General features: G+C 49.2%; 24 protein-coding genes and 1 pseudogene. 13 read left to right on the forward strand and 12 right to left on the reverse strand.

Annotated elements, in window-relative coordinates; translation table 11 throughout:
* Positions 1-74 precede the first annotated feature (74 nt).
* Positions 75-560, forward strand: coding sequence for a DUF4383 domain-containing protein (locus NC981_RS08370; protein ID WP_348242414.1), 486 nt, complete (start codon positions 75-77; stop codon positions 558-560).
* Positions 561-565: 5 nt separating this feature from the next.
* Here the strand turns inward: NC981_RS08370 and NC981_RS08375 are convergent, their stop codons facing one another.
* The 4 genes and pseudogenes from NC981_RS08375 to NC981_RS08390 form a co-directional block, all read right to left on the reverse strand.
* On the reverse strand, positions 566-1,474 hold the full coding sequence (locus NC981_RS08375; RefSeq protein ID WP_348242415.1) for a CoA-binding protein: 909 nt from the start codon (positions 1,472-1,474) through the stop codon (positions 566-568).
* 368 nt (positions 1,475-1,842) lie between these two features.
* Positions 1,843-3,030, reverse strand: coding sequence for a succinate--CoA ligase subunit beta (locus tag NC981_RS08380; protein WP_348242653.1), 1,188 nt, complete (start codon positions 3,028-3,030; stop codon positions 1,843-1,845).
* The gene (locus NC981_RS08385) at positions 3,030-3,938 is read right to left on the reverse strand and encodes an SDR family oxidoreductase (protein WP_348242416.1); all 909 of its coding nucleotides are present in this window, start codon (positions 3,936-3,938) and stop codon (positions 3,030-3,032) included. The genes NC981_RS08380 and NC981_RS08385 overlap by 1 nt, the downstream gene beginning before the upstream one ends.
* A gap of 94 nt (positions 3,939-4,032) precedes the next feature.
* Positions 4,033-4,137 (reverse strand): annotated as a pseudogene (locus NC981_RS08390) (type II toxin-antitoxin system YoeB family toxin); the annotation flags it as partial.
* Positions 4,138-4,216: 79 nt separating this feature from the next.
* Between NC981_RS08390 and NC981_RS08395 the strand changes: the two are divergent.
* From NC981_RS08395 to NC981_RS08405, 3 genes are read left to right on the forward strand one after another with little or no spacing between them, the layout of a single operon-like run.
* Positions 4,217-4,849 (forward strand): sigma-70 family RNA polymerase sigma factor, encoded by a 633-nt coding sequence (locus NC981_RS08395; RefSeq protein WP_348242417.1) that lies wholly within the window; start codon positions 4,217-4,219, stop codon positions 4,847-4,849.
* Positions 4,846-5,166, forward strand: coding sequence for a hypothetical protein (locus NC981_RS08400; protein WP_190377006.1), 321 nt, complete (start codon positions 4,846-4,848; stop codon positions 5,164-5,166). Before NC981_RS08395 ends, NC981_RS08400 begins: the two co-directional genes overlap by 4 nt.
* A gap of 12 nt (positions 5,167-5,178) precedes the next feature.
* A complete protein-coding gene (locus NC981_RS08405) occupies positions 5,179-5,682 on the forward strand; it encodes a Spy/CpxP family protein refolding chaperone (protein WP_348242418.1) in 504 nt (167 codons plus the stop codon).
* A 26-nt stretch (positions 5,683-5,708) separates the two neighbouring features.
* Here NC981_RS08405 and NC981_RS08410 read toward each other — a convergent pair whose 3' ends face one another.
* Positions 5,709-6,071: a single-stranded DNA-binding protein gene (locus tag NC981_RS08410; RefSeq protein WP_190377004.1), complete on the reverse strand. Its 363-nt coding sequence runs from the start codon at positions 6,069-6,071 to the stop codon at positions 5,709-5,711.
* 260 nt (positions 6,072-6,331) lie between these two features.
* Between NC981_RS08410 and NC981_RS08415 the strand changes: the two genes are divergently transcribed.
* From NC981_RS08415 to NC981_RS08435, 5 genes are all read left to right on the forward strand, one after another.
* Positions 6,332-7,333, forward strand: coding sequence for a rod shape-determining protein (locus NC981_RS08415; protein WP_190377003.1), 1,002 nt, complete (start codon positions 6,332-6,334; stop codon positions 7,331-7,333).
* 97 nt (positions 7,334-7,430) lie between these two features.
* Positions 7,431-8,294 (forward strand): rod shape-determining protein MreC, encoded by an 864-nt coding sequence (gene mreC, locus NC981_RS08420; protein ID WP_348242419.1) that lies wholly within the window; start codon positions 7,431-7,433, stop codon positions 8,292-8,294.
* On the forward strand, positions 8,291-8,857 hold the full coding sequence (gene mreD / locus NC981_RS08425) for a rod shape-determining protein MreD (RefSeq protein WP_348242420.1): 567 nt from the start codon (positions 8,291-8,293) through the stop codon (positions 8,855-8,857). The genes mreC and mreD overlap by 4 nt, the downstream gene beginning before the upstream one ends.
* Positions 8,858-9,190: 333 nt before the next feature.
* Entirely contained in the window at positions 9,191-9,760 is a 570-nt protein-coding gene (locus tag NC981_RS08430; protein WP_348242421.1) for an HPP family protein, read from the forward strand.
* A gap of 108 nt (positions 9,761-9,868) precedes the next feature.
* Positions 9,869-10,171 (forward strand): hypothetical protein, encoded by a 303-nt coding sequence (locus NC981_RS08435; RefSeq protein ID WP_190376999.1) that lies wholly within the window; start codon positions 9,869-9,871, stop codon positions 10,169-10,171.
* Positions 10,172-10,229: 58 nt separating this feature from the next.
* Here NC981_RS08435 and NC981_RS08440 read toward each other — a convergent pair whose 3' ends face one another.
* The 4 genes from NC981_RS08440 to NC981_RS08455 all read right to left on the reverse strand — a co-directional run bounded on the left by NC981_RS08440 (position 10,230) and on the right by NC981_RS08455 (position 15,041).
* Positions 10,230-11,411 (reverse strand): MlaD family protein, encoded by a 1,182-nt coding sequence (locus NC981_RS08440; RefSeq protein ID WP_348242422.1) that lies wholly within the window; start codon positions 11,409-11,411, stop codon positions 10,230-10,232.
* 5 nt (positions 11,412-11,416) lie between these two features.
* Positions 11,417-12,199 carry an ATP-binding cassette domain-containing protein gene (locus NC981_RS08445; RefSeq protein ID WP_190376997.1) on the reverse strand — a complete coding sequence of 261 codons (783 nt, stop codon included), beginning with the start codon at positions 12,197-12,199 and terminating at the stop codon, positions 11,417-11,419.
* Between the two features lie 165 nt (positions 12,200-12,364).
* Positions 12,365-13,435 carry a hypothetical protein gene (locus NC981_RS08450; RefSeq protein WP_190376996.1) on the reverse strand — a complete coding sequence of 357 codons (1,071 nt, stop codon included), beginning with the start codon at positions 13,433-13,435 and terminating at the stop codon, positions 12,365-12,367.
* 556 nt (positions 13,436-13,991) lie between these two features.
* Positions 13,992-15,041 (reverse strand): glucokinase, encoded by a 1,050-nt coding sequence (locus tag NC981_RS08455; RefSeq protein WP_348242423.1) that lies wholly within the window; start codon positions 15,039-15,041, stop codon positions 13,992-13,994.
* Between the two features lie 106 nt (positions 15,042-15,147).
* Between NC981_RS08455 and pdxH the strand changes: the two genes are divergently transcribed.
* From pdxH to NC981_RS08470, 3 genes are all read left to right on the forward strand, one after another.
* A complete protein-coding gene (gene pdxH / locus NC981_RS08460) occupies positions 15,148-15,792 on the forward strand; it encodes a pyridoxamine 5'-phosphate oxidase (RefSeq protein ID WP_348242424.1) in 645 nt (214 codons plus the stop codon).
* Positions 15,793-15,837: 45 nt separating this feature from the next.
* Positions 15,838-16,425 carry a Uma2 family endonuclease gene (locus tag NC981_RS08465; RefSeq protein ID WP_348242425.1) on the forward strand — a complete coding sequence of 196 codons (588 nt, stop codon included), beginning with the start codon at positions 15,838-15,840 and terminating at the stop codon, positions 16,423-16,425.
* 62 nt (positions 16,426-16,487) lie between these two features.
* On the forward strand, positions 16,488-16,877 hold the full coding sequence (locus tag NC981_RS08470) for a hypothetical protein (RefSeq protein WP_348242426.1): 390 nt from the start codon (positions 16,488-16,490) through the stop codon (positions 16,875-16,877).
* Between the two features lie 13 nt (positions 16,878-16,890).
* On the opposite strand, the gene NC981_RS08475 is transcribed toward NC981_RS08470, so the two are convergent.
* Together NC981_RS08475 and NC981_RS08480 are read right to left on the reverse strand one after the other, a co-directional pair.
* On the reverse strand, positions 16,891-18,876 hold the full coding sequence (locus tag NC981_RS08475; RefSeq protein ID WP_348242427.1) for an AarF/ABC1/UbiB kinase family protein: 1,986 nt from the start codon (positions 18,874-18,876) through the stop codon (positions 16,891-16,893).
* Between the two features lie 342 nt (positions 18,877-19,218).
* Positions 19,219-19,386: a hypothetical protein gene (locus NC981_RS08480; RefSeq protein WP_348242428.1), complete on the reverse strand. Its 168-nt coding sequence runs from the start codon at positions 19,384-19,386 to the stop codon at positions 19,219-19,221.
* A 190-nt stretch (positions 19,387-19,576) separates the two neighbouring features.
* Between NC981_RS08480 and NC981_RS08485 the strand changes: the two genes are divergently transcribed.
* A complete protein-coding gene (locus tag NC981_RS08485; RefSeq protein ID WP_348242429.1) occupies positions 19,577-21,751 on the forward strand; it encodes a hypothetical protein in 2,175 nt (724 codons plus the stop codon).
* Here the strand turns inward: NC981_RS08485 and NC981_RS08490 are convergent.
* Positions 21,748-23,142, reverse strand: a complete 1,395-nt coding sequence (locus tag NC981_RS08490) for a DUF2079 domain-containing protein (protein WP_348242430.1) — start codon at positions 23,140-23,142, stop codon at positions 21,748-21,750. The genes NC981_RS08485 and NC981_RS08490 overlap by 4 nt on opposite strands.
* Positions 23,143-23,153: the final 11 nt, after the last annotated feature.

Below are 23,153 nucleotides of genomic sequence, written 5' to 3' on the forward strand. Positions count from 1 at the left end.
AATGAAAACTATAAGCAACATTTTTGCTTACGACATTTTTGCTTACGACTACTCATTGAACCCACAACACTATCATGCAAGACAAGTTTAAAATTTCCTTCAAAAGCCTAGCAGACCTAGAAAAGGCAGTTGCCCTCATTCTTGGCATTACTTTTCTAACGATCGGAATCGCTGGATTTCTTCCTCAATTCATGGCACTACCTGGAAGTGCCCCTGTAACGGGTGATGTCTATATTCCTCGCCTGTCTTCTTCGGATGGTTACGGTCACTTGTTTGGATTGTTCCCGACCAACTATGTGCATAATGCAGTGCATATCGTTGTTGGTTTGTTGGGACTTGCCGCAGCAACTAGCTTCAGCGGTTCACTTGTCTACAACCAAGGTTTTGCAATCGCCTACACCGCGATCGTGCTGTTCGGCTTGATTCCTGCAACTAATACCACCTTTGGTCTGATGCCAATCTACGGTAACAACGTTTGGTTTAACGCTCTAACGGCTGTACTCGCGGCTTATGCGGGATTTGTAAAACCCGCGGAACTGGCAAAAGCAACCGAGGTATAATTTCGCTAGATTGCTTCTCGCACAGGCGTTTTCAAAATTCGTTTCATGATTTCAGGAATCTCAGAAGGGCGTTCAGCCACTGGGATTCCTGCACGTTTAAAGGCTGCAACCTTGCTTTCTGCGGTTCCCAAATCAGGCCCAACATTTGCAGCCTGTAAATCAATAATTGCGCCCGCGTGTCCCATGCGGCGATTTCGGGGAGCGCTGCGACCTGCCACATACGCAATCACAGGTTTGTCGATCGCTTCTGCAATATATCGGGCTGCGGTTTCTTCAAAGTCCCCGCCAATTTCCCCAACCAGCACAATCACATCAGTCTGCTCATCTTCGTCCAAGATCTGAAGCCACTGCGGAAACGTGGAACCCGCGATCTGATCACCTCCTAAGCTCACTGCGATCGATTGTCCATACCCCGCCTGTGTCAGCGTCCAAGCCACTTCATACGTGAGCGTTCCATTGCGGCTTACAAGCCCGATCGCACCCGGTCGGTAAAACTCTGGCGGATGAATCCCTAGCAGCACTTGTCCCGGTACAATCACACCCGGACTGTTTGGGCCCACAATCAAGGTTTCAGTTGCCTCAGCTTTGCGGATCAGATGTACCATATCAAGTGGGGGAATTCCGTGACTGACGAGGACAATCTGACGGATGCCAACCGAAATTGCTTCGAGGGCTGCATCCAACGCGGCATAAGGTGGCGAGAAAATTACTGTTATATCTGCCCCACCAACCTTTGGTAAGGCTTGTTCGAGCATATCGAACACTGGAATTCCTGCAAGCGTCTGCCCACCGTGACCCGGACTCACACCCGCGACAATTTGTGTGCCATACTGCTGCATGAGTGGCGCATAGAGTTTTCCCAATGGCTCTAGGATGCCCTGCACAATGACTTTGCTAGCTGGCGTAAAATTCATAAGAAGGTAGGTAAGCAAGGGATAAATAAATCATTCCGAGGAATGATGTCGGTTACTGTTCAAAGTGAGCCTTTTGCTAGGAATATAAACGGTCAGTTTCGACGAATGCAACCTGCCCAAATTGTTGAAACGAGCGGGTACGTATTCGTCTTTTGCAAGACTTACCGAACAGTGAGCAAATTGAATTTGAATCTATCTTTTTGCCGAGTGCTAGAACAGGCAAATTTTGGCTATTTCTCAAATTATAGAAGGCGCAGCGAGATTGGAAATCCTTAGATTTGCCAAAATCAACAAATGCAACTTAATTTTGTCTAGAAAAATCAGTAGAATTACCTGATTATACCTTGATTAAAAATAGATAAGAGCGCTTAACTCTCTCGTTTTTTCGCAAGAGCAATTAACCGCGCGATCGCACTATCCAAATCATCGATCAGAATGGCTGGAGTGACCGAGAGTTGCTCTTTTGCTTCGGTTAGGTTCGTGCCCAATAGCCGCACAACCAACTTTGGTGATGGAGCGCCCCGACTGATTCTAAGATCTTCTTTGTTGCTAATGGCTCTTGTCGGTGCAGGCGGACGCAGAAAGCGAACGATCGCGGTTGCAACTTGGTCGCTCTTGACCGTTCCGCTCACCATGTTGATTAATATCGCTTTAACTTGCTTATTTCTTGATAGCAACGATAAACCTTGCTCTAGTCGATCGCACAGCGTTTCGGGTTGCCAGTTGTGGTGCGTGTCACTGCCGATATTGACATAGTGCAGTAATTTTCCGCCTGCTTGAGCGATCATATCCATCGTTGTCATCGTTAAAGCGGCTCCGTTGCACAAAATCGCAATCTGTCCCTCTGGATCGATCGTCGTTAGCGACTCTGGTAAGCGATCGATGCCAAACTTGCGAGGACGGGGATCGAGAGCAGCTAATGCAGGATGACGGCCCAAAGCGGCATCATTGACGGTGATTTTCCCGTCGAGTGCCATTAGCTCACCTGTCGCACTCACGCCGAGTGGATTAATTTCAACTAAATCTAAGTCTTTGTCGATGAACAGGCGATACAGTCGCTCAACAATCTCACTGAAAGCGTTAATGAGGTTCCCTTGTAGTCCCATTTTCAGCGCTAAGCGTCGCGCATAAAACGAGGAGAATTCTTGATCAATGATGACGTGCTGCATTTCGTCAATCGCCGTTTGCACATCGATTCCCCCTTTTGTCGATCCCAGAATCACAGGTCGTCGAATTGATTGATTGAGAACAACGGCGAGATAAAGCTCCTGCTGCGCCTCATACTTTGCTTCTGCCAACAAGACTTTGGGATATTCCCCCATAATTGGCAGATTAAAAATTGAATGCGCCGCTGCGATCGCGTCGATCGTATTCGACACAAACCGCACACCCCCAACCCGTCCACGCTCACCTACATAGACTTGAGATTTGAGCGCGATCGGATACGGGATTTTCAGCGCTTTGAGATCGGTCGGACGCTCGATACATTGCGAAGGCAGCACCGGAATGCCGACTTCGCGGAACAAATCTTTGGCTTGATATTCGAGGAGATCCATTACAGGGAGGGCTGACGGTGACGAGTTTTCCATTCCTTGGCAACGCGATCGATGCCGTAGAATCTTTGCCAAAAGCGATCGACGATCCATGTGGGAAGTGCCTTTGTCATCATAAATACAGTCAAGCCGCCTGCGGTCGCTGCAATGTAACGAGAGCGGGGATGCTTCGCCACGATCGCCTTGATGATCACAGTCGCGACACGCTCCGAAGTCCAAGCCTGACGTTTTGTAATTTTATCCAAGTTTTTCAGTTGCTCAAACGCGGCTCGATAGGGTGTATTCTTCCCATCGGGCATCGTGTTATGAACTTCACGATCGACCACATCAAAAAATTCTGTACTGACAGGCCCCGGTTCGATTACGCTGACTCGAATATTAAACGGCTCTAATTCCCGCCGCAGACTATCGCTGAGCGATTCCAGCGCAAACTTAGAAGCGCTATACAATCCACCAAACGGAAACGCAATCCGACCTCCGAGCGAACTGACATTAATAATTTTGCCGCCGCCGTGATCGCGCATCACCGGAATTAAGGCTTGAATCAATCCGATCGCACCGATCACATTTACCTGAAACTGTCGCTGAACGGATTCGATCGGAATCAACTCAACAGGCCCCATCTGTCCGTAACCCGCATTATTCACCAGTACATCTACGCGCTCAAACTTGTCGATCGCCGTCTGCGCCAACGCCTTGACCTGATCCGGCTGTCCCATATCCGTTGCGACAACGAGAACTTCAACTCCAGACTGACGAATCCGATCAGCGATTTTTTCTAATTTATCGATGCTCCGAGCCGCCAGAATCAATCGGACGTTGGGCAAGCGATCGGCTAACGTTTGCGCGAGTGCGGCTCCGATTCCCGCCGATGCACCCGTAATTAAAACGACTTGAGACGACGCAGACATAAGCAAAAGGAGTGATTTCTTCTCATCGATCCTATGCTATCTGAATCAATCCGAGCAGCAGAGTTATTAGAACTTCTCAATCGGCGTAGTGGTATCAGCAAGAAATTACGGTTAAAGGCTCGTCATCTACTGCATAAACTAAGCGATGGGTCTCATCAATACGCCGCGACCAAAATCCTGCTAAAACTATTTCTTGTACAAGACTACTCATTTCAATTTGAGTCAGCAATGGTTAATTGAACCTTTCTAAACCCGTTGCAGTCTAAACAGTATCTTGAATGGATGGCACTTGGTCAGTGACTACGGCAGAAATTTCTTGGATAGGTTCTATATTCCCGGTGCAAGCAGATGATTCTCCCTCAAATTTTGCCGATCAGGGCGATCGCGAACTGATCAAAGACAGCATTGCGGGAAATACTCAAAGCTTTCGCCGCCTCTACAGACGCTATCAAAATCGCGTCCGGGCATTGCTCTACCAACTGTGCGATCCTCACGCGATCGATGATTTGGTTCAAGAAGTATTCTTGCGGGTTTGGAAAGGCTTACCCAAGTTTCGCCAAAATTCCCAGTTCTCCACTTGGCTGTATCGAATTGTCTGGAATGTGGCATCCGATTACCGCCAAGCGGCAGCAAAAAGCCGATCGCGCCTCGAAGTCCTGACCCAACACGCCCCCACCCAGCAAGATGCCCCCGATCTGATGCAGATGCACTACGAAGATATTGTCATGCGCGGCTTGAAGGAATTGAGCTTCGACCATCGCACGATTCTAGTGCTGCATGACTTGGAAGGAATGCCGCAAAAAGAAGTCGCTGATATTTTAGAAATTCCGGTTGGTACAGTGAAATCAAGGTTATTTCATGCACGTGGGGCAATGCGCCAATTTCTCGATCGTCAAGGAGTTCAACTATGAAGCCATTTTCCCAAGATGACGAGGATCTCGCTCAGTTTCTTCGGCAGCATCGATCTTCACCGCCTGCCGCAGCACCGGATTTAGAAGATCGAATTATTCAATCTTTGCCAAAGCGCCGCGTTTCTCGTCCGCTCATCTTATTTACTGCGGGAATTGCAGCAAGTTTTATTGGTGTGATGATTGCTCAACCTGTTCGATCGCCGTCACCCGATGCTGCAACCCTCGAAGCCTTTATGGAAAGTAGCTGGTCAACGGTTTTAGACGGAACTAGCGATACCAATTCTGATTACCTTGCGCTGGTCGATTCTACTAATTAGGAGTTCAGTACTATGTTGCGTCGTGTTGCCCTGATTGCAACTTCATCAGTTTTAGTATTAGTTGGAAGTGCAGCAGTATTACGGGCGGTAGATTTCCGGCAAGATCGTTTCACCGAAACGATCGCCCAAGTTCCCGCTCGTTCAATGCGCGATCGTCCCGGTAGAGGCGACGGAGGATTGATGCGTGAACTGAATCTTTCAGCCGATCAAATGACCAAGATTCAGCAGATCCGATCGCGCTATCGGGATGAGTTAAGTAACGATCGAAACGCTGCTCGCCAAGCACAGCAAGAACTTCGCGCTCTGATGGCGGGAACTGCAACCGATGCTCAGATCCAAGAAAAATATCGTCAAGTCAAAGATCTGAGAGCCAAGGTCGCAGATGCTCAGTTCAACAGTATGTTAGAGATCCGAAATGTGCTGAGTATAGAGCAGCGGCAGAAATTTGCGGAGCGCATGGACAAACGTAGAGGAGAACTGCGAGACCGATTACCGGGACGATCTCCAGGAATTTAGCGGGGAAGACTCCCCGCCCAGAGATTCTAGAAATCTTCTTCGTAAGCGGAAGTATCTCCACCTTCGTTGTCGCGCTTTGAGCCGAGAAGCTGCAAACGATCGACCAAAACCACAGGACTCGATCGGGCGGCTCCCGTGTTTTTGTCTGTCCAGGTATCCAGCTTCAGCGATCCCTTAACTCCAATCAAGCTGCCTTTGCGAACATAATTTGCTGCCACATCCGCTTGCTTGCCCCAAAGCTCCAAATTAAACCAATCGGGCTGGTCACTATTTTTTGTTTGTCGATTCACCGCCAGCGTCAAGCGACATTTAACGCTGCCCGACTCAAAATATTTGACATCAGGTTCCCCACCAACCCGTCCAACCAGCGTCACGACATTTAAGCTCATAGTTCATCTGTACCCTATTTAGCGATCGCCTCTATGTTAATCGATTTTGCTGCCTAAACGAAGACTCGATCCTTTTGGTGAATTTCATCTCACGGCTAGGTAATTCTTCGGAAATGCCCCTAGACTCAGGGTGGAAACTATAATAAGATCCACTATCGACTGACATCATTGCGTAGCATTGCAATCTTCAGCATACTCATTACACTTTAAGAGGCAGGAATCTAGTGGGTCTTTTCAGTCGCTTCTCCCTCTCGCGGGACATGGGTATCGATCTCGGTACCGCTAACACCCTAGTCTACGTATCTGGCAAAGGCATTGTTTTATCTGAACCGTCCGTTGTCGCGATCGATCAAACCGACAAAGTTCCACTAGCCGTAGGTGAAGATGCCAAACGAATGCTGGGTCGCACACCCGGAAACGTAGTCGCCCTGCGCCCCCTGCGTGACGGTGTAATTGCCGATTTTGATACGGCTGAGTTGATGCTGAAACACTTCATTCAGCGCGTCCACGAAGGCAAAGCGCTCGTTTCCCCTCGCATCGTGATCGGCATTCCTAGTGGAGTCACTGGAGTCGAGCGTCGTGCGGTGATGGAAGCAGCTTCACAAGCCGGAGCGCGTGAAGTGTATTTGATCGATGAACCTGTTGCTGCCGCGATCGGTGCCGGTTTACCCGTAGCAGAACCGACCGGAAACATGATCATCGATATTGGTGGAGGCACAACTGAAGTCGCGGTTCTGAGTTTGCAAGGAACAGTTTTGAGCGAGTCGGTACGAGTCGCAGGGGATGAATTGAGCGATGCGATCGTTCAGTACATGAAAAAGGTTCACAACCTGGTGATTGGGGAACGCACGGCTGAAGAAATCAAAATCCAAATCGGTTCTGCTTATCCGAGTGCCGCCGACGAAGAAGTCATGGAAGTACGAGGCTTGCACTTGCTGTCTGGACTGCCGCGAACCGTGACGATTAAAGGGCCTGAGATTCGCGAGAGTATGTCAGAGCCACTTTCTGTGATTGTCGATGCTGTCAAGCGCACTCTAGAGCGCACACCACCGGAACTTGCAGCAGACATTATCGATCGAGGAATTATGCTGGCAGGGGGTGGCGCATTGCTCAAAGGACTGGATACCCTGATCAGCCACGAAACCGGAATTGTGGTTCACGTTGCCGCCGATCCGCTCAGTTGTGTTGTGTTGGGGACAGGTCGCGTGTTAGAAAACTTTAAGCAATTAGAGCGCGTTTTCAGCACTCGTCCGCCCCGCTAGATTGTCCTGATCAGGCGCATCAAAGCGTGGAAATTATGTAAAGTCTTGCATCGATAAGACTCAGTTTGCTATGCAGTCTATCTCTTGAGAATGCTGAATGTACGAATTGCGCCGCTGGTGGGATCGCTTTGGAGTCCCATTTACTCTTGCTACCCTGGGACTAGGAACGGCACTCTTAGTTCGGCAGACTCAAGCTGGTTTTGTGATGGAAACCTATCAATGGCTTACCCGTCCATTTCAGTCCAAGCCTGTTTTACCCGAACAATTAGCAACTGCTCAGAATAACGAACTGCGCCAGCGGCTGATTGAGCTAGAGAGCAAAAATCAGAAATTAGAAGAATTACTGGGACTGGCTCGATCGAAGCAAGTGAAAGGGCTTCCGGCACCTGTGATCGGGCGCAGCGCAGGCCACTGGTGGCAACAAGTGACGCTTGGACGCGGCACAAATGATGGGGTCAAAAAAGGGGCTGTTGTTCTGAGCCCAGGAGGACTCGTCGGGCGAGTGACGCAGACGACCGCGAGTACAAGCCGCGTTCTCCTGCTGAGCGATCCATCCAGTCATGTGGGTGTGGTAATTAGCCGTAGTCGGTTTATGGGATACCTGCGCGGTAAAACGGGAAATCGGGCAGTGGTGGAATTTTTTGAAAAAGTCCCCGATGTTCGCAAAGACGATGTGGTCACTACTTCTTCGTTTAGCCAGTTGTTTCCAGCAGGAATTCCAGTTGGACGAGTGGAATCGGTTGATCTCACCAAAAGCCCTGCTCCTGAAGCGACGATCGAGCTAACCGCTCCAATCAACTATTTAGAGTGGGCAATCATTTATCCACATACACCCGCCCTTGCAGATCCTCAGCCTGCTGCTCCACAACCCGCAGCATCGCCCTTGCCAGAGGCAACGATTGCACCTGATGGATCTTCCGCTTCGCCTGCTCCAACCGCCTTACCCAGCCCTACGCCATGACTCTTCGTGCGATCGCAAAATTCACGGATACCTATCCGATCGCTCGCCCACTCCTCAACGGTGGGATCACGGTGGGATCGGTCTGGTTATGTCTGCTGTTGCTCCCGCTACGATTGCCTGGAATGGAATTAGCGGGAATTAGTCCGAACTGGCTTTTAATTTGGGTTGTGGCATGGAGTGTTAAGCGCGTCGTCTGGCAAGGGGCGATGGCAGGATTAATTTTAGGGTTACTACAAGATGGAATGTCTTCATCCCATCCTACTCATGCGCTTGGATTGATTGTGGTGGGGGCGCTGACCGCAAAGCTGCAAAAGCAGCGCTATGTCCAAGAAGATTTTATTTCAGTGGCGTTGATTGTTTTCTTGATGGCAGTGGTTTCGGAGACGATCACGGCGCTACAATTTAGCGTTTCAGGCGGTCGATCGCTCTCCGACATCTGGACGTATCACCAATTTATTGCACTGAGCTCTGCCATTCTCAGCAGCCTGTGGGCACCTGTGGTTTACTTCCCGCTGAATCGCTGGTGGGAGACAATGGGCATTGCAGAACAGAAACAGAATTAATGCGATCGTCTTCCACTGTCGCCACTGCCATAGCCAGCACTCGCACAACTCCCCAAGCCTGCAATTCGATTCAGACCAACTGCATCCACAATTTGTAATTTCATTGCCAACACTCCCGTGTTCACTGCAATACCCAGGTTTTAGGGGGTGCAGCCTCGGCAGTGAAATCAAATTCTTGCGCGGACTGATCGAAATCCTGCTCAATCTGTAGACGAACTCATATAGGCTTGATAAGAAAAAACTGTAGTGAAAGGCACAGTTTCTCTGTTTCGAGCATAATTGTTACGGTATTCTGACAATAGTTCAACTTTAGTTCAACTATTGAGTGCTGTTATGAGAAAGCTCTTTTCCGAAAGCCACGCTGAAACCTTGACTCGATCTCGATCAACGGTACGATCGCTGCGATATTTCTTACAGCACTTTGGAACTACCAACCAACCTCAGTTCTCTTACAGTCAAATTCTGCTCTGTTGGCTCGGAAGTTTCCTCAGTATTGCAACGCTGGCTTATCTTTCAGTACACACTCACCATCCGCTGATTGCGGCTCCCTTTGGTGCAACTGCCGTCATTCTCTCCACCCTCCCCGACAGTCCGCTTGCTCAACCCCGCAACGTGATTTTAGGAAACTGTATTGGCGCGATCGTCTGCATTCTCTCGGTTCACTACTTTGGGACGGCTCCTTGGGTGATGGCGCTATCGGTTGCTACAGCTATCAAGCTGATGCAATTAACCAAAACGATCCATCCTCCGGGCGGCGCGGTTGCCTTAGTCGGCGTGATGAATAGTGCATCTTGGGACTTTCTCTTCACTCCCGTATTAGCCGGATCGCTGATCATGGTTGGTTGTACTGCGGCGTTCAGCCGTTTCGCTACAGGAAAAGGGTATCCGAAGCGCTGGTTCTAGCGATCAAACAGAAGTATCCATTGAGGTTGACGAATCATACCTATAGAAAATTTAGAACGTTATTAGGACTTCTGTTCGCTAGATTCTTGAAAGAAGATTAAATAATAGATGGTGATTATGACAAGCTTAGGAACGAAAACTTTGGGAGCGCTACTGATCAGTGCTTCACTGCTGACTGGGAGCGTTTTACTGACAAGCTGCGGACAACCTGAAGCTGAGAAAAAACCAGAATCGCAAGCGCCACAGGAAGCCGTGAACCAACCAGCCAATCAGCAGCAACAAAACCAGAATCAAGCCCAAGATGATGACGACAAGAATCAAGCCCAAGATGACGACGACAAGAATCAATCGCCTGGTAAAGACGATGACGACGACAAGAATCAATCGTCTGATAAAGACGACAATGATTGATCGTCTTGAACAAGTCCCCTAATTCATCGTCAACTTTCAAGACAGTTTGATCAGCGTTCTAGGGTGTTGATGAACCCGTGTCGATCGGTTTTGCTGCGGATTGAGGGGGTACAGGCTGCGCGGTTGGTGCAGCTAGAATCTGAGCAATCTCGGCTTGTTGCTGGAGCTGTTGCGTCGAAGACACCAAGCCGCTTAATCCGTTAATTAATCGCCTCAAATTATCGCGCAGCTTTGGATCGCCCGTTAGCTCATCTAAATCTGAAGTGATCTTTTGCGTATTCTCAAAGGTTGCTCTAGCAGAATCTAAAGTCTGTTGCAGCATAGTTACCGTTGTCGGATTGTTCAGCGTGGCTGAAACATCCCGGAGATTTGCGGAAGTTTGAGCTGCATTTGCTGACAGTGTTTCTAAGTTGCGGAGCAAATTACTCCCCTCAACTTGATTTAGCAACGGACTGAACCGCGCTACACTGCCGCGGAGTTCAGTGCTTGTCGCACTCAAATTATCCAACGTCGAAACCAAGGTCGATCGATTCGCTGTAATGAGCTCATTGATTTGCGCGATCGTTAACGTGGCTTGATCTGCCGTATTTGCGATCGATCGTGCCGTAGATGAAAAAGTTCTCACTTCAGTTCGTGCCGTTCTCACCAATCCGGTGACTTCGCGGCTGAGCCGGGCAATCTCAGAGGCTGCCTCGCTGCTATTTTTCGTCAGGGTATTGATATTGCCAGTAAATTGAGGATTGCTATAGGTATCTGCAAAGCGAATCGTCGCCCGAATCAACTCATCGGTGCTAATCCCAATGACGCCTCTGATGCGGGAATTTTGGCAGAGAATTAGTTCGCGATCGCAGTTACGATCGCGAGGCCCCGCCGAAACCGCTGTCTCAGGAATCGCTCGACGTGGCGTAATATCTAGCACCGTTTCACCGAGTAAGCCTGTTTGATTCACGCTCAGGTCTGAATCTTTCGGAATCGCGAGATCCGACCGTGTAATCTCTAGCCTTACCTCGACCCCATTCGGCCCTGGAACGATAGTTTCAATTCTGCCCACGTTCACGCCACGGTAGCGCACCGCAGACCCCGTCTGCACCCCATTAATCGCGGCAAAATCCGCATAGACCGTAAAACTTTGATTCGCAGGATTCAGCCCCTTAATCCATAGCACCAAGCCGCCAAACAGACCTACGCCTGCCAAAATCATCAACCCGACTGAACCTTCTCGAACCGTTCGCGATCGCATAACTCCTACCTTAATACCTGAATCGGCCCATCCACACTGCCACTCAAAAACTGCCGAATTAACGGCTCGTCTGTCGTATCGAGTTCATGTACCTTGCCTTCCCACTGCACCTGCCCCTGATGGAGAAATAATACGCGATCGGCAGTCCGTCGGATTGTACTCTCTTGGTGTGTCACCATCACATAACTTTGACAGCCCCGCTGCGGATCTTGCAGCACTCGCACCAGATCCTCAATCACCGTCGAAGCGATCGGATCAAGGCCCGCTGTTGGTTCATCATAAAGTAGCACAGCAGGCGTATCTTCAGGATTCTCAGGGTTCACCATGATCGCCCGCGCAAAGCTCACCCGTTTTCTCATGCCGCCTGATAACTCTGCTGGATAGCGCTGCCCGATTCCCGACAGTCCCACCATCTCTAAGCGCTCCTCCACCAGTTGCCGAATCTGGCGACGAGACAGCCGGGAATGCTGATACAGGAGAAACCCGACATTTTCTTCAACGGTGAGTGAATCAAATAGCGCCGCTTGCTGAAACACCATGCTGATGAGTAAGGGGTCGGGAGCATCCTCGATTAATCCTTTGCGCCGTTTGCCGCCGACGTGAATTTCTCCCTGATCGGGAGCCAGCAGTCCTGCAATAATCCGCAACACTGTTGATTTTCCCGTCCCCGATGGGCCGATCACCGCCAGTGCTTCTCCCGGATAGATCGTCAGATTCACTCGATCGAGGACTTTGTTTTCCCCAAACGTTTTGCTGACTTCTCTAAGTTCAATTAACGGCTCAGCCATGCGCCTCTATCCTCGATCTGTGAATGCCAGATTGCAGCATACGCAAGGCTGTCAACAGGCGACTAGACTATCACACCAATACCAAATTAGCGATTCTTTGACGAGTTGGGCTAGGACAGATACAAGAATTTGCTAAGTATTCCAGCTAAGTATTACAAGCATCCTCTAACAAGACTTAAACATGAGTTTCCAGGCGATTTTCTCCACGATCGTATTCACACCTTCATGATGGAGTTCGATCGGTTGCTTTTTCAATCGTCGCAGTTCGGTCATGGCTTTGCGCGTGACCGCATGGCTTGTATCATCGGTGAGCAATAAGACCACATCGGCTGTCTGAATCTGCTGCACCGCTTGATCCACAATCAGCAATCCATCTTCCACGGTAGACCAGACAAAATAAACCTTGGGCAATTTCTCCTTTACATAGGTTCGCGTCGTTGTGTGTCCGCCAAACACGACTACTTTTCCCCGTAGATGGGTGTAGGATTCTTTTTCCTCAGTTTCACTGTCGGATTCACTGTCAGACGGCGCAGGCTTCGATCGTTTTTCGCTAATTGGTCTTGGTTCAGATTGCGATTGCGACCAAAGCTTACGGGCATGAGCATCCATGATTTTAAGCCTCTGGATCGCAGTCCCTTGAATCGTAATCGGCTTCTCGCTGAGTGCTTGAACTCGGTTATACAAAAACTCTACGACTTCATCTAAGCGATTGACTCCTTTTAAATCTTCGCGGTAGTGATAGACATCCATGGCTAAGTACGACGCATCATAATAATTCGTCTGTTCGCGAATGCGATCGAGCAGTTGTTCTGCGGTTTCATGCCGCTCCTGCGTTAATCTTTCGGCTTGATGCTTACTCATCTGCGCTTCGTATTCGCGCTGCGCCTGTTCTTCTCGTCGCTCTTCGATGATTTGTTTGATCAGGTCAATGTCAGCCGTGCTTTCCCCATTGTCCGCTAAAGACTGACGCGCTTCGATTAAGCGGCGAGATAGCTCCGGTAAGTCATGCTGTATCTGCGTGCGATAGTGCCGGATAGCAGTAGATAGTTGTTCGTAAGTTGCTTGCGCTTGAGTATCACTTTCGAGGATGCCTTTTTGGTCAAAGCCCTGCTTGAGTTCTTCTAGGCGAACACAGTATTGTTCTAATCGCTGTTGAATGTCTTGACGAACTTCCATTAAGCGGAGCGTTTCTTGTGAAATACATTCGAGATCGTCGATCGAGAGAAAAGATTGCATCGGGAATTCCTCTTTACTTTATAAGTCAATCTGTGAAAATTTTTGACACAGGTAATTTATGCCACTCCGTCTAGGATCTAGAACAGGTCTGAAATAGAAGCATTTTTATTCAGTCTGCCCATTGTACTGTTTGTTCGATAGATCGCGACCGAGTGAATATTCAGCATCCGTATTACTGAGTCGATGGCTAGCGAAGTCCCAAACATTAAACGCTGCCGCGAAATAATTCCTATAGTTCATGAGATGGTGAACTACCACATCTTTAGCTATACGTACACAGGGAAGTTGACTAATGTTTTTACTGAGCGCGCGATCGGTTGCGGCGAATTTGTTTGTGATTGAACCCGTGATGTAGCGATCGGGTGTTGAACTGGCTCAATTGAAGAACAATTTGATGCTTAGTATCAAGGAGCCAGAGATCTCTTGTTCCCTCTCCCTAAGGAGAGGGTTAGGGTGAGGACTGAAACGCGATGCGTTCACAAATCGACTAGGCTTGCTCTATCGTGTTTCTACACAAAATTAGCCTCTGCACAATCAAGATGATCACACAAGATGATCACAAGCGAGATGCACAGAGCGCGGCTCCAATCAGTCCAACTTGTGGATTCAACACAACCTGAACAGGAATCCGTTCCATCAACGATCGCATTCTGCCCTTTAGCGCAAACGATCGTAAAAAGCTGCCTTCTTCCATCAACGGCAAAATCTTTGCTGCAATTCCACCTGCAATGTACAATCCGCCATACGAAAGCAGTTTCAGCGACAGATTTCCTGCTTCTGCACCGTAGGCTTCAATGAAGATCTGCATCGTTTTTTCTGAAAGCCGATCGCGCTTCTCCAGTGCCGCTTGCGAGATTGCGGCTGCCGGATCAACCGTTTTCTCACTCTTGCCGATTTCCGATTCCCAGACCTGCATCAGCTTTGCAATTTCAGGAGATTCGGCTGCGAAGTGGCGATCGCGCAGAAACTGATAAATTGACACAATGCCCTGTCCAGAAACGATACGCTCGGCGGACACTCGCTCGATATTAAGCTTCTCTAATAGATAGTGCGATAGTTGAAACTCTAGTTCGGTGCGTGCAGAGAAATCTGTATGCCCACCTTCTGAACCAAAGACTTGATACTCTTTGCCGTTGTGAATCAGATATCCCTGCCCTAATCCTGTGCCCGCACCAATCAGCGCGATCGGCGCACTCGGTTCGCGCTTGCCAACTTGTAGTGTTTGCAAATCCGATTCATCTAGCGCTAAAAGCCCATAACCAACCGCCGCAAAATCATTGATTAGCGAAATCTGTGGGGTGGATAGCTGTTCCGATAAACGATCTGCTTCCAGTGTCCAGCCAACATTAGTAACCTTGCTTGTGTTGTCTACCACAGGCCCTGCGATGCCAAAACAGGCTTTTTGCGGCTGAAACGTCTGTCCGGTTTCTTCTTGCGCTTGCTTGAGAAACGTCTGCACCATTGGTACGAGATCTGGGAATTCACGGCTGGAATAGCGTTTCTCAAATCGGTTGTTTCGGGCGGTTTCTATATGATCTGCTTCCGCTTCCACCAGACGTAGAATCGTTTTCGTTCCCCCAATATCGCCAGCAAGTAACAGCGTCATTCGTTGTCGTCCTCCGATCGTGCAAGTCTTCAGTAATCTACTCTGTGTCTTTAATACAATGCAATTAGGACAAAGAATGCAATTAGGACAAAGATAGATAAAAACGATGGCTACTTCCTCGATCGCAGACCTCAGAAAAGACTACACCAGAGAAACGCTCAACGAAACAGATGTTGATCCAAATCCTTTCGAGCAGTTTCGCCGCTGGTTTGATCAAGCGGTGAAGGCAGAACTACCCGAACCCAACGCGATGACCGTAGCGACCGCATCGCAAGACGGCATTCCCGATGCCCGAATTGTCTTGCTTAAAGCGGTGGACGATCGGGGCTTTACCTTTTTCACGAACTACAACAGCACCAAGGGCAAAGAGCTAGAAACCAATCCTCAAGCCGCACTGGTGTTTCTGTGGACAGAGTTAGAGCGCCAAGTGCGAATTGTGGGCGCGGTCGAGAAGGTTTCACCGGAAGAATCGGATGGATATTTTTCTAGTCGTCCACACAATAGCCGCTTGGGAGCTTGGGCATCCGAGCAAAGCGAGGTGATTCCGAACCGTGAGGTGTTAGAGCAAAAGTTAGCGGCATTGAAGCTTGAATACGAGAATCAAGAAGTGCCGCGCCCGCCGCACTGGGGAGGATTTCGAGTGATTCCGCGTGAAATTGAGTTTTGGCAAGGTCGATCGAGTCGCTTGCACGATCGATTACGCTATCAGCTTCATGATGGGCAATGGGTCATCGATCGTCTGTCCCCCTAAGCAATAATGAAGGAGCGTATTCAAGCCAGCAGTGGGAGTTAAAAGATGGAACTGTCGCTTCCCCTCAAGTTGAATCTGGATCATGTTCATCTCAGTGATGAGCAGTTTTATCAACTCTGCATTCGTAATCCTAAGTTGAACATTGAACGGAACACGAAAGGAGTGTTAATCGTTATGCCCCCGGTTGGCGGAGATAGTGGCAAGAGAGAGGCTAACTATATCATCGATTTAGGAATCTGGAATCGCCAAACAAATCTTGGAGAAGTATTCAGTTCCTCAACATTGTTTAGGCTCCCTGGTGGGGGTGATCGCTCGCCCGATGCAGCATGGGTTGAACGATCGCGCTGGCTGGCACTCACCCCGGAACAACGCCAAAAATTTCCCCCGATCGCGCCTGATTTTGTAATTGAACTGCGCTCTCGAACCGATAGTCTGAGCGATTTGCAAGAAAAGATGCAGGAATATCTCGATAGCGGTGTTCGGCTGGGGTGGCTGTTTAATCCACAGGATCAGCAGGTCGAAATTTATCGACAAGGTCAGGATAAAGAGGTCAAATCCCTGCCGACACCATTATCTGGAGAAACAGTTTTACCTGAATTTGAGTTGCAGGCTGATTTATTCACCGATGAGTGAGTGATTGATTTTTACGCGAGGCATTCGTTATCTTTGAGGACAACGTTTGTCCTTTTGCAAAGATGTCGATCGATTTACTTGTCTTTAGCATCACGGTTGATCCAAGCGCGATTGCGGGGGCTTGTCTCTGGGCGTTGGCGCTCTATTTGGGATTCTCGCCTGTGAGCGATTGGGTGATGGAGCAACTGAATCGCTGGTTTAACTATGCGGAGCGATCGCTCTATTCATCGATCGAAGAGTTTGAGCGCACTCGATCGGCGCGAGAAGCTCAGAATGCGTTTTATGCTTCGATTCTGAGTATTTTCCCGTTTTTGGGCATCGGGGCGCTGTGCAATTTTGGGGTGGAGATTGGTTTGGGAAGAAGTTGGGCAATTAGCGTTGGAGTGCTTGCCTGTATGGGCTGCGGTGTTTATGAACTGGGTCGCCGGGATGGGCAGAAATCCGAACGCTAATTGCTTTTTCAGGTTATCGAACTACGGTTAAAGCTGAGGTGGGCTGCACTGGACGACTTACCTCTTCTTTGAGTAACACTTCTCGAATTAATCGCGCTGCGAGTCGCTGAGACAGATCGCTGATGATTTGCTGCCCCATCTTCTGAGTTTCAGGTTTCGCTAATAAACGCGGGATTAATGCAAGCATTTTCGTCTGATTGAAGCCGCGTGTTTCTCTCAGGATATTCCACACCCGCTTGAGATGGTCTAAAGTGGCTTGGTTTTCAGGCGGTAAAGGCGATCGTTCGACTGCTAAACCCACTCGTTCGCGAAAACCATAAGACAGGGTTTTCCAAGCAGTTTGGCTCAGTGAATCTAATGCTTTCGCAATTTCATCGACTAAGTTTGCGCGAATAAATTCACCCCGATCGCTAAACAAATAGTCGGCCGCCTGATCGAGCGCCTGATCTAAGTTGTAGTCTGAATTGTCTCGCGCATTCTTCAGCAAGTTCTCTAACCGATTCCAGCGAAAACTTCCATCTTTGAACAAGAGATCGCGCAGCGATGCCCGCAGTTCTGGAGCCGGATCAGTTAAGAGCCGTTTTGATACATAAGGATAAGCTTTGCTCAGAACTTTGAAATTGGGATCAACATTAATCGCAATTCCTTCAAGCGTGACCAGCGATCGAATAATTAACGCGAAGAATGCAGGCACTTGAAAAGGATACTCGTACATCAGCGCCGATAATTTATCGGTGATGCTTTTGATGTTGATTTCGGCAACAGAAGCACCTAATGCTTCGTTGAATACTTCCGCGAATGCTGGAATGATCGGAGTCAGATCCATCGTGGGCGATAGAAATCCCAGATTGACATAATCTTGAGCTAAGCCCTCAAAATCCCGGTTTACCAGGTGGACGATCGCTTCGATTAGCCCATATCGCTGATAAGGTTCAACCTGGCTCATCATGCCGAAATCGAGATAGGCTAAGCGTCCATCGGGCATTGCCAGTAAGTTGCCAGGATGTGGATCGGCGTGAAAGAATCCATGCTCTAGAAGCTGTCGGAGCGAACATTGCACCCCAACATCAATCAGGTGAGTTGCATCAATGCCCTGAGCGCGGATCGCTTCGAGTTGCGTCAGCTTGTTTCCAGTAATCCATTCCATTGTCAGAACTCGCCGTCCCGTATATTCCCAGTAGATCTTAGGAACGTAGATCTCTGGCAGGTGTCCGTAGAGTTCTTGGAATCGCTCGGCGTTATGTCCCTCATGGGTGTAGTCCATTTCTTCAAAGATGCGAGTCGCTAATTCATCAGCGATCGCAACCAAGTTACTCCGGATTTGCTTGATGTTTTTCATCGCCCACCCTGCCAAACGCCGCAGAATGAACATATCCAGAGCAATGCTTCGCGCCAGTCCCGGACGCTGAACCTTGACCGCAACGGTTTCGCCTGTTTTCAGCTTGCCTTTGTAGACCTGACCTAAAGAGGCAGCGGCGATCGGCATCGGACTCAATTCTTCGTATATCTGATCCGGGGTTTTGCCTAACTCTTCGCGAATAAATTGGAATGCAACTTCGTTTGGAAATGGAGGAAGCTGATCTTGAAGTTTGGTTAATTCTTCCAGATAGGTCGGCGGCACTAAATCCGGTCGCGTAGACAGTGCCTGCCCAATTTTGATAAATGCAGGACCTAAATTCGTCAACATCTCGCGCAGATGTATCGCCTGTTTGGGCTGACTTTCAATCGTTCTTCCGGTAATGCGATCCCACCACAGCCGCGCTGCAAAGAAGAGAAACGGTAGAAAAATTCCCAGCGTGCGCTGCCAAACTTTAAGCGATCGCGTCCGATAATAGGCTGCAATCAAATCAGGGTCATAGCGCAGCGTTGTCATATCGGCTTGATTCGGAACCAATGCTAACTCCGATGTGATCATGCCGTTCTCGGTGCGAATAAAGGGAAGAGTGTCCGTAGGTTGAGGCGCTTCAGCAGCAATAGAGGAAGGAGAGGTTACATTCATCGATCGACACCGGAGGCAAGAATTATAAAGTATTGTAACAACAAGCTCTTAAGGATTGACTGTCTTTAGTTAATCATTTTGCGGAAGCTTTGAGAGTGCCCACGATTGTTAGATTACCGAATGCCAGACATCAGGAAATCCTCACCGAGTACGAGAAGTCACACCAAAATCTTCATCTGCCTCCCTCTTGACGCAGAGATAGAATGAATTTGCTCTATCTAAAATCAAATCTTTCTTGTTATTTGCATTCTCCTCGTTCATCTTCAACAGAAATAATTACTTTGAATAAATAGAAATAGAGAACGTTCGACCCTGGTTCGACTCTGGTTCGACTCTAGGCGGTCACTTCGTGGAGCTAAGCGATCGCTTCAAGTTCTCGTTTGAGCTAATCCAGCACGATCGCGATCTAGCTTTTTCAGGGCCCAACTCTAAACTCCGTCGTCCTGTCCTAACTTCATGCCGAATATCCCGCCAAAGGTTCTCAAAGTCTTCCACAGAGCGCTGCTGCATTAAATGAAAGTGCCGTCCCTACTCCCTACTTCCTACTCCTTTTAGCGTTCACGACTCAAACGGGATCGCTATAGGTCTACGGTTTATGTTTTTTGTTTGAAGTGCTTTCAGAAGCGAATAAGTTGCGTCACAATATGGAACGGGTTGGAGTCGAAGAGAACACTTGATGCAAATTGAAACGCGCTCTGACATGCAAAGAATTGAGACAGATCGAGGCATTCGGTTCTGTCAAAGTTTCACGATCGCTAACACAGCGCCAAATGCAAAATACGTAGCAATTCACTATTGGCTAGAAGTCACCGAACCTAGCTTCTTTTCCCTGCTGGAATGGCATTCCTTCTCACCGACATCGCCAACGGCCATCGCACCGGGAGAAATCAAAACCATCACGCTCAACTTTGATATTCCCGCTCATGCGGCTCCGGGCATTTATCACTACACGATCGCCTACAAATCTGAGCAACACATCAACAAAACAGTTCGCCATCCGCTTCAGTTTGAAGTCCCGTCCATTCAGCCCCAGCAAGAAACGCTAAACGTGAGGATCGATCCAGGGACGACGGCTGAAATGCCTTGTCTATTGCGCCCTGGTCGCTCCGTTACCTTCACGATCAACATCGAAAATCGTTCTGCATTCTCTGATTTGATCTATCTCAACTGTGCGGGACTGCCACCAGAGGCATTCACGATCGAGTATCTCAATCGCAATTCCCAATCCGTCGATGCGGCTGAATCCGTCGATGGCTTACGGCTCGAAGCTCGGCACTGTGGCGAAAACTGTGGCGAAATTCGCTTTACGGTTCACCCGCCCAAATCTACGCCTGCCGGAAACTATTCGCCGACCTTGCAACTGATCTCGATGAATGCTTCAGAACTGTTGACGCTCGATGCGCTTCATATTCAAGTGTTAGCCGAAGCGCATCTCGAAGCTGAACTCAGCCCCAAAGTGCGATCGGTGCCCCAAGAAGATGCCAGCTTTACGCTAACCATTCGTAATCGCGGCAACGTTGAACAGACGCTACGCCTTGATGCCAGAGATTCAGAAAAGCGCTTCCAGTTCACGATCGAGAACAGTACGGTCACAGTTCCACCAAATCAGGAAATGGCGATCGTCCTCAACGCCACACCCCGGCAGCAGTGGCAGCGCCCGTTCTGGGGCAAGCCAATACGCTCATTGGTCAGCTTGTATCTGATTCCCACCGATCTCGTCTCAGCGACTCCGCCTTATCCGCCGCAAGCAAAACTCCTCTGGTTTCCGCAACCGAAATGGGTTTTAGCCGCTTTGCTGCTGCTTGGAGCCAGTACCATTCTCAGTCTGTTGGGTTTGGTTTATCGATTCAACCGTCAACCGATCACAACGGCTGATGTGCTCACGTTTAGTCCGACCAAGCGAACCTATCTTGAAGGCGCAAGCAATGCGGTGCGCCTAAATTGGGCAGTGCGAAATCCTGAAACCCTGAACCGACTGGTGCTGGTTCAGTTAGATGAAGGCGCAGAAATTCAAAGCAAAGCCTACAATTTTTCCACCTCAATTCCTCAAGAACTGCAAGCGAAGTCCGATCAGGACAATGGCTGCCGTCGTGTCCGCCCAGAGATACCCGCTCAGTCTGCACCTGTTCTTTGGGAACTCCCGCTTCCTGACCTGCCCTGGTTTTCCTCGCTTCAGCAGCCCGCAAACTATACGAAAATTGAATGTCAGGGGATTCCCTTTGTCTCGTCGCAATCCGGCACGTTTAAATATCGCCTGAAATTGTTCTCGAAATCGGACACCCGCGTTCCGATCGTTCAGCAAACCACTGAAACCGTCACCGTAAAATCAACCGGTTCCTCTCAGTCGTCTGAGCAATCTCCTTTATTTATTGAGCGATCGTCGGAAACCGATCGACGACCTCAAATTCTTTCGTTTACCCTCAACGGACAAGATGCCACAAGCCAACTGACACACACCTTTCCTGTTGCAAGTGGAGATGTTGCGAATGTGGAGGTTTCTTGGCAAGTTGCAGACGAAAATGGCTTAGAGGTGGAGCTTTTGCCGTTTTCGGGAGCGGTCAAGCCGCGAGGCTCAATCACCTATCCGATTATGCCGGGTAACTTAAAAACGATTACGCTCACGGCTCGAAATCGCAACGGGCAACAGGTTACACAGTCGGTGGATATTCAAGCTGTCGTTGCCGATGTTCCCCGTTCTCCTCGGCGGATGCCACGTCGATCGATGCCGCAGCCTTCACCGAGCACGAGTTCTACGCCTTCACCTGAAGTGACTCCGACTCCTGAAGTGACTCCGACTCCTGAAGTGTCTCCCTCACCTGAACCGAGTGTATCGCCCATGCCTACGCCTGAAGTGTCTCCCTCACCGAGTCCTTAACGGTGCAGCAATACAATTCCGTCTTGAGCAAAGACCTGCTTCAATCCATAGGTTTGCTGAAGCTGCTGAATTTCTGCTTCAGACATCGCTCGCCGCACTGCCCAGACTCGTTTGGCGTTGATTAACACCGCATCATATGGCTCTGATTGCTGTCGTCCCAATTGCTCGATGACTTTTCGATGACTTAGGTGGGGAACCAAACGCGCATCTGCCAGTACCCGATCGTCTTCACGAATCAGGGCGATCGCGGCTCGGCTCGCTGCCCAAGTGTCCATCCGCCGAATGTAAAACGTGAAGTAGCCATACTTGCCGAGAATGAATAATCCCACGATCGACCAGGCTAAAATCGCTCGGCGGCTCGGCAACCATTTCGGCGGATTGGCAACGGTTGCGATCGCAATTAGCATCAAAAACGGCAACAATGGCAGCGCATATTGATCGGTGAGGGTGCGCTGTCCGTCTTCCTGAGACAGCATATTCATCGCCAGTGTGGGAACGGCTGCAACTAAAGGAAGCCAATTGCGTGGATGACTTGCCCAGACGATCGGCGCAAAAATCAAAATGATGTACTCAAAGTTCCGAAAGGTGAACAGGGTCTTCAGAAAAAGCAGCGGATTGAAGATGAGATTTTTGGCGATTTCGCTGTAAGACTTTCCCAAATGGGCATAACGGAATAGAAACCGATCGATAGAAACGCCGCCCTCAGCGCTCGGTATGATCACCTGCGTTGCAATCACAAACCAACTAATCCCGGCAAGAAGCGCGATCGCACCATAAACCCGCCGATCTTCACACAACCAGAGCCAAATTCCCATCGCTGCCACACTCAATCCGAGTGCATCCCGGCAACTCAGAATAATCGCCACACAAATACAGAATTGCCACAATCGCTGAGCGCGGGCAAACCACACTGCACCTAAGAATGCGGGAACGGCGATCGTTTCAGGATGAAAATCGGCAATATTCGCATTAAACGTTAAGGGATACAGCAAATACACCCCCATCAGCAGCGTTGCCCATTTCGGTGTGATCTTTGCCTGAAGTGCCAGTTCTCGCACAATCCAACCGCCAATCACAAGCGCGATCGTTTGAATCAACAATAACCAGTACACACTGGGGTAAATCTTGTAGAGCAGGGCGATCGGGTAAAAAATTACGGCAGCATGATCGCCCAGAATATGAAATCTTAACAGCGTCGAAAACGGTGTTTGACCCTGGCTAATCAGATAAACTGCCTGATCAAAAATTCCGAGATCCCAAGCTTCAGACTGCATCATAAAATGCCGCATTCCGCTGAATCCAAACCCGATGATGCCTGCGATCGCCAAAATTCGCCACGGTATGCTTGCGGCTGGATCGTTTTTCGCTTCATTGGGGTTGGATTTGAACATGGTGGAATCTA

The organism is Leptolyngbya sp. DQ-M1 (assembly GCF_039962505.1).
In the GTDB taxonomy this organism is placed as follows: domain Bacteria; phylum Cyanobacteriota; class Cyanobacteriia; order Leptolyngbyales; family Leptolyngbyaceae; genus Leptolyngbya.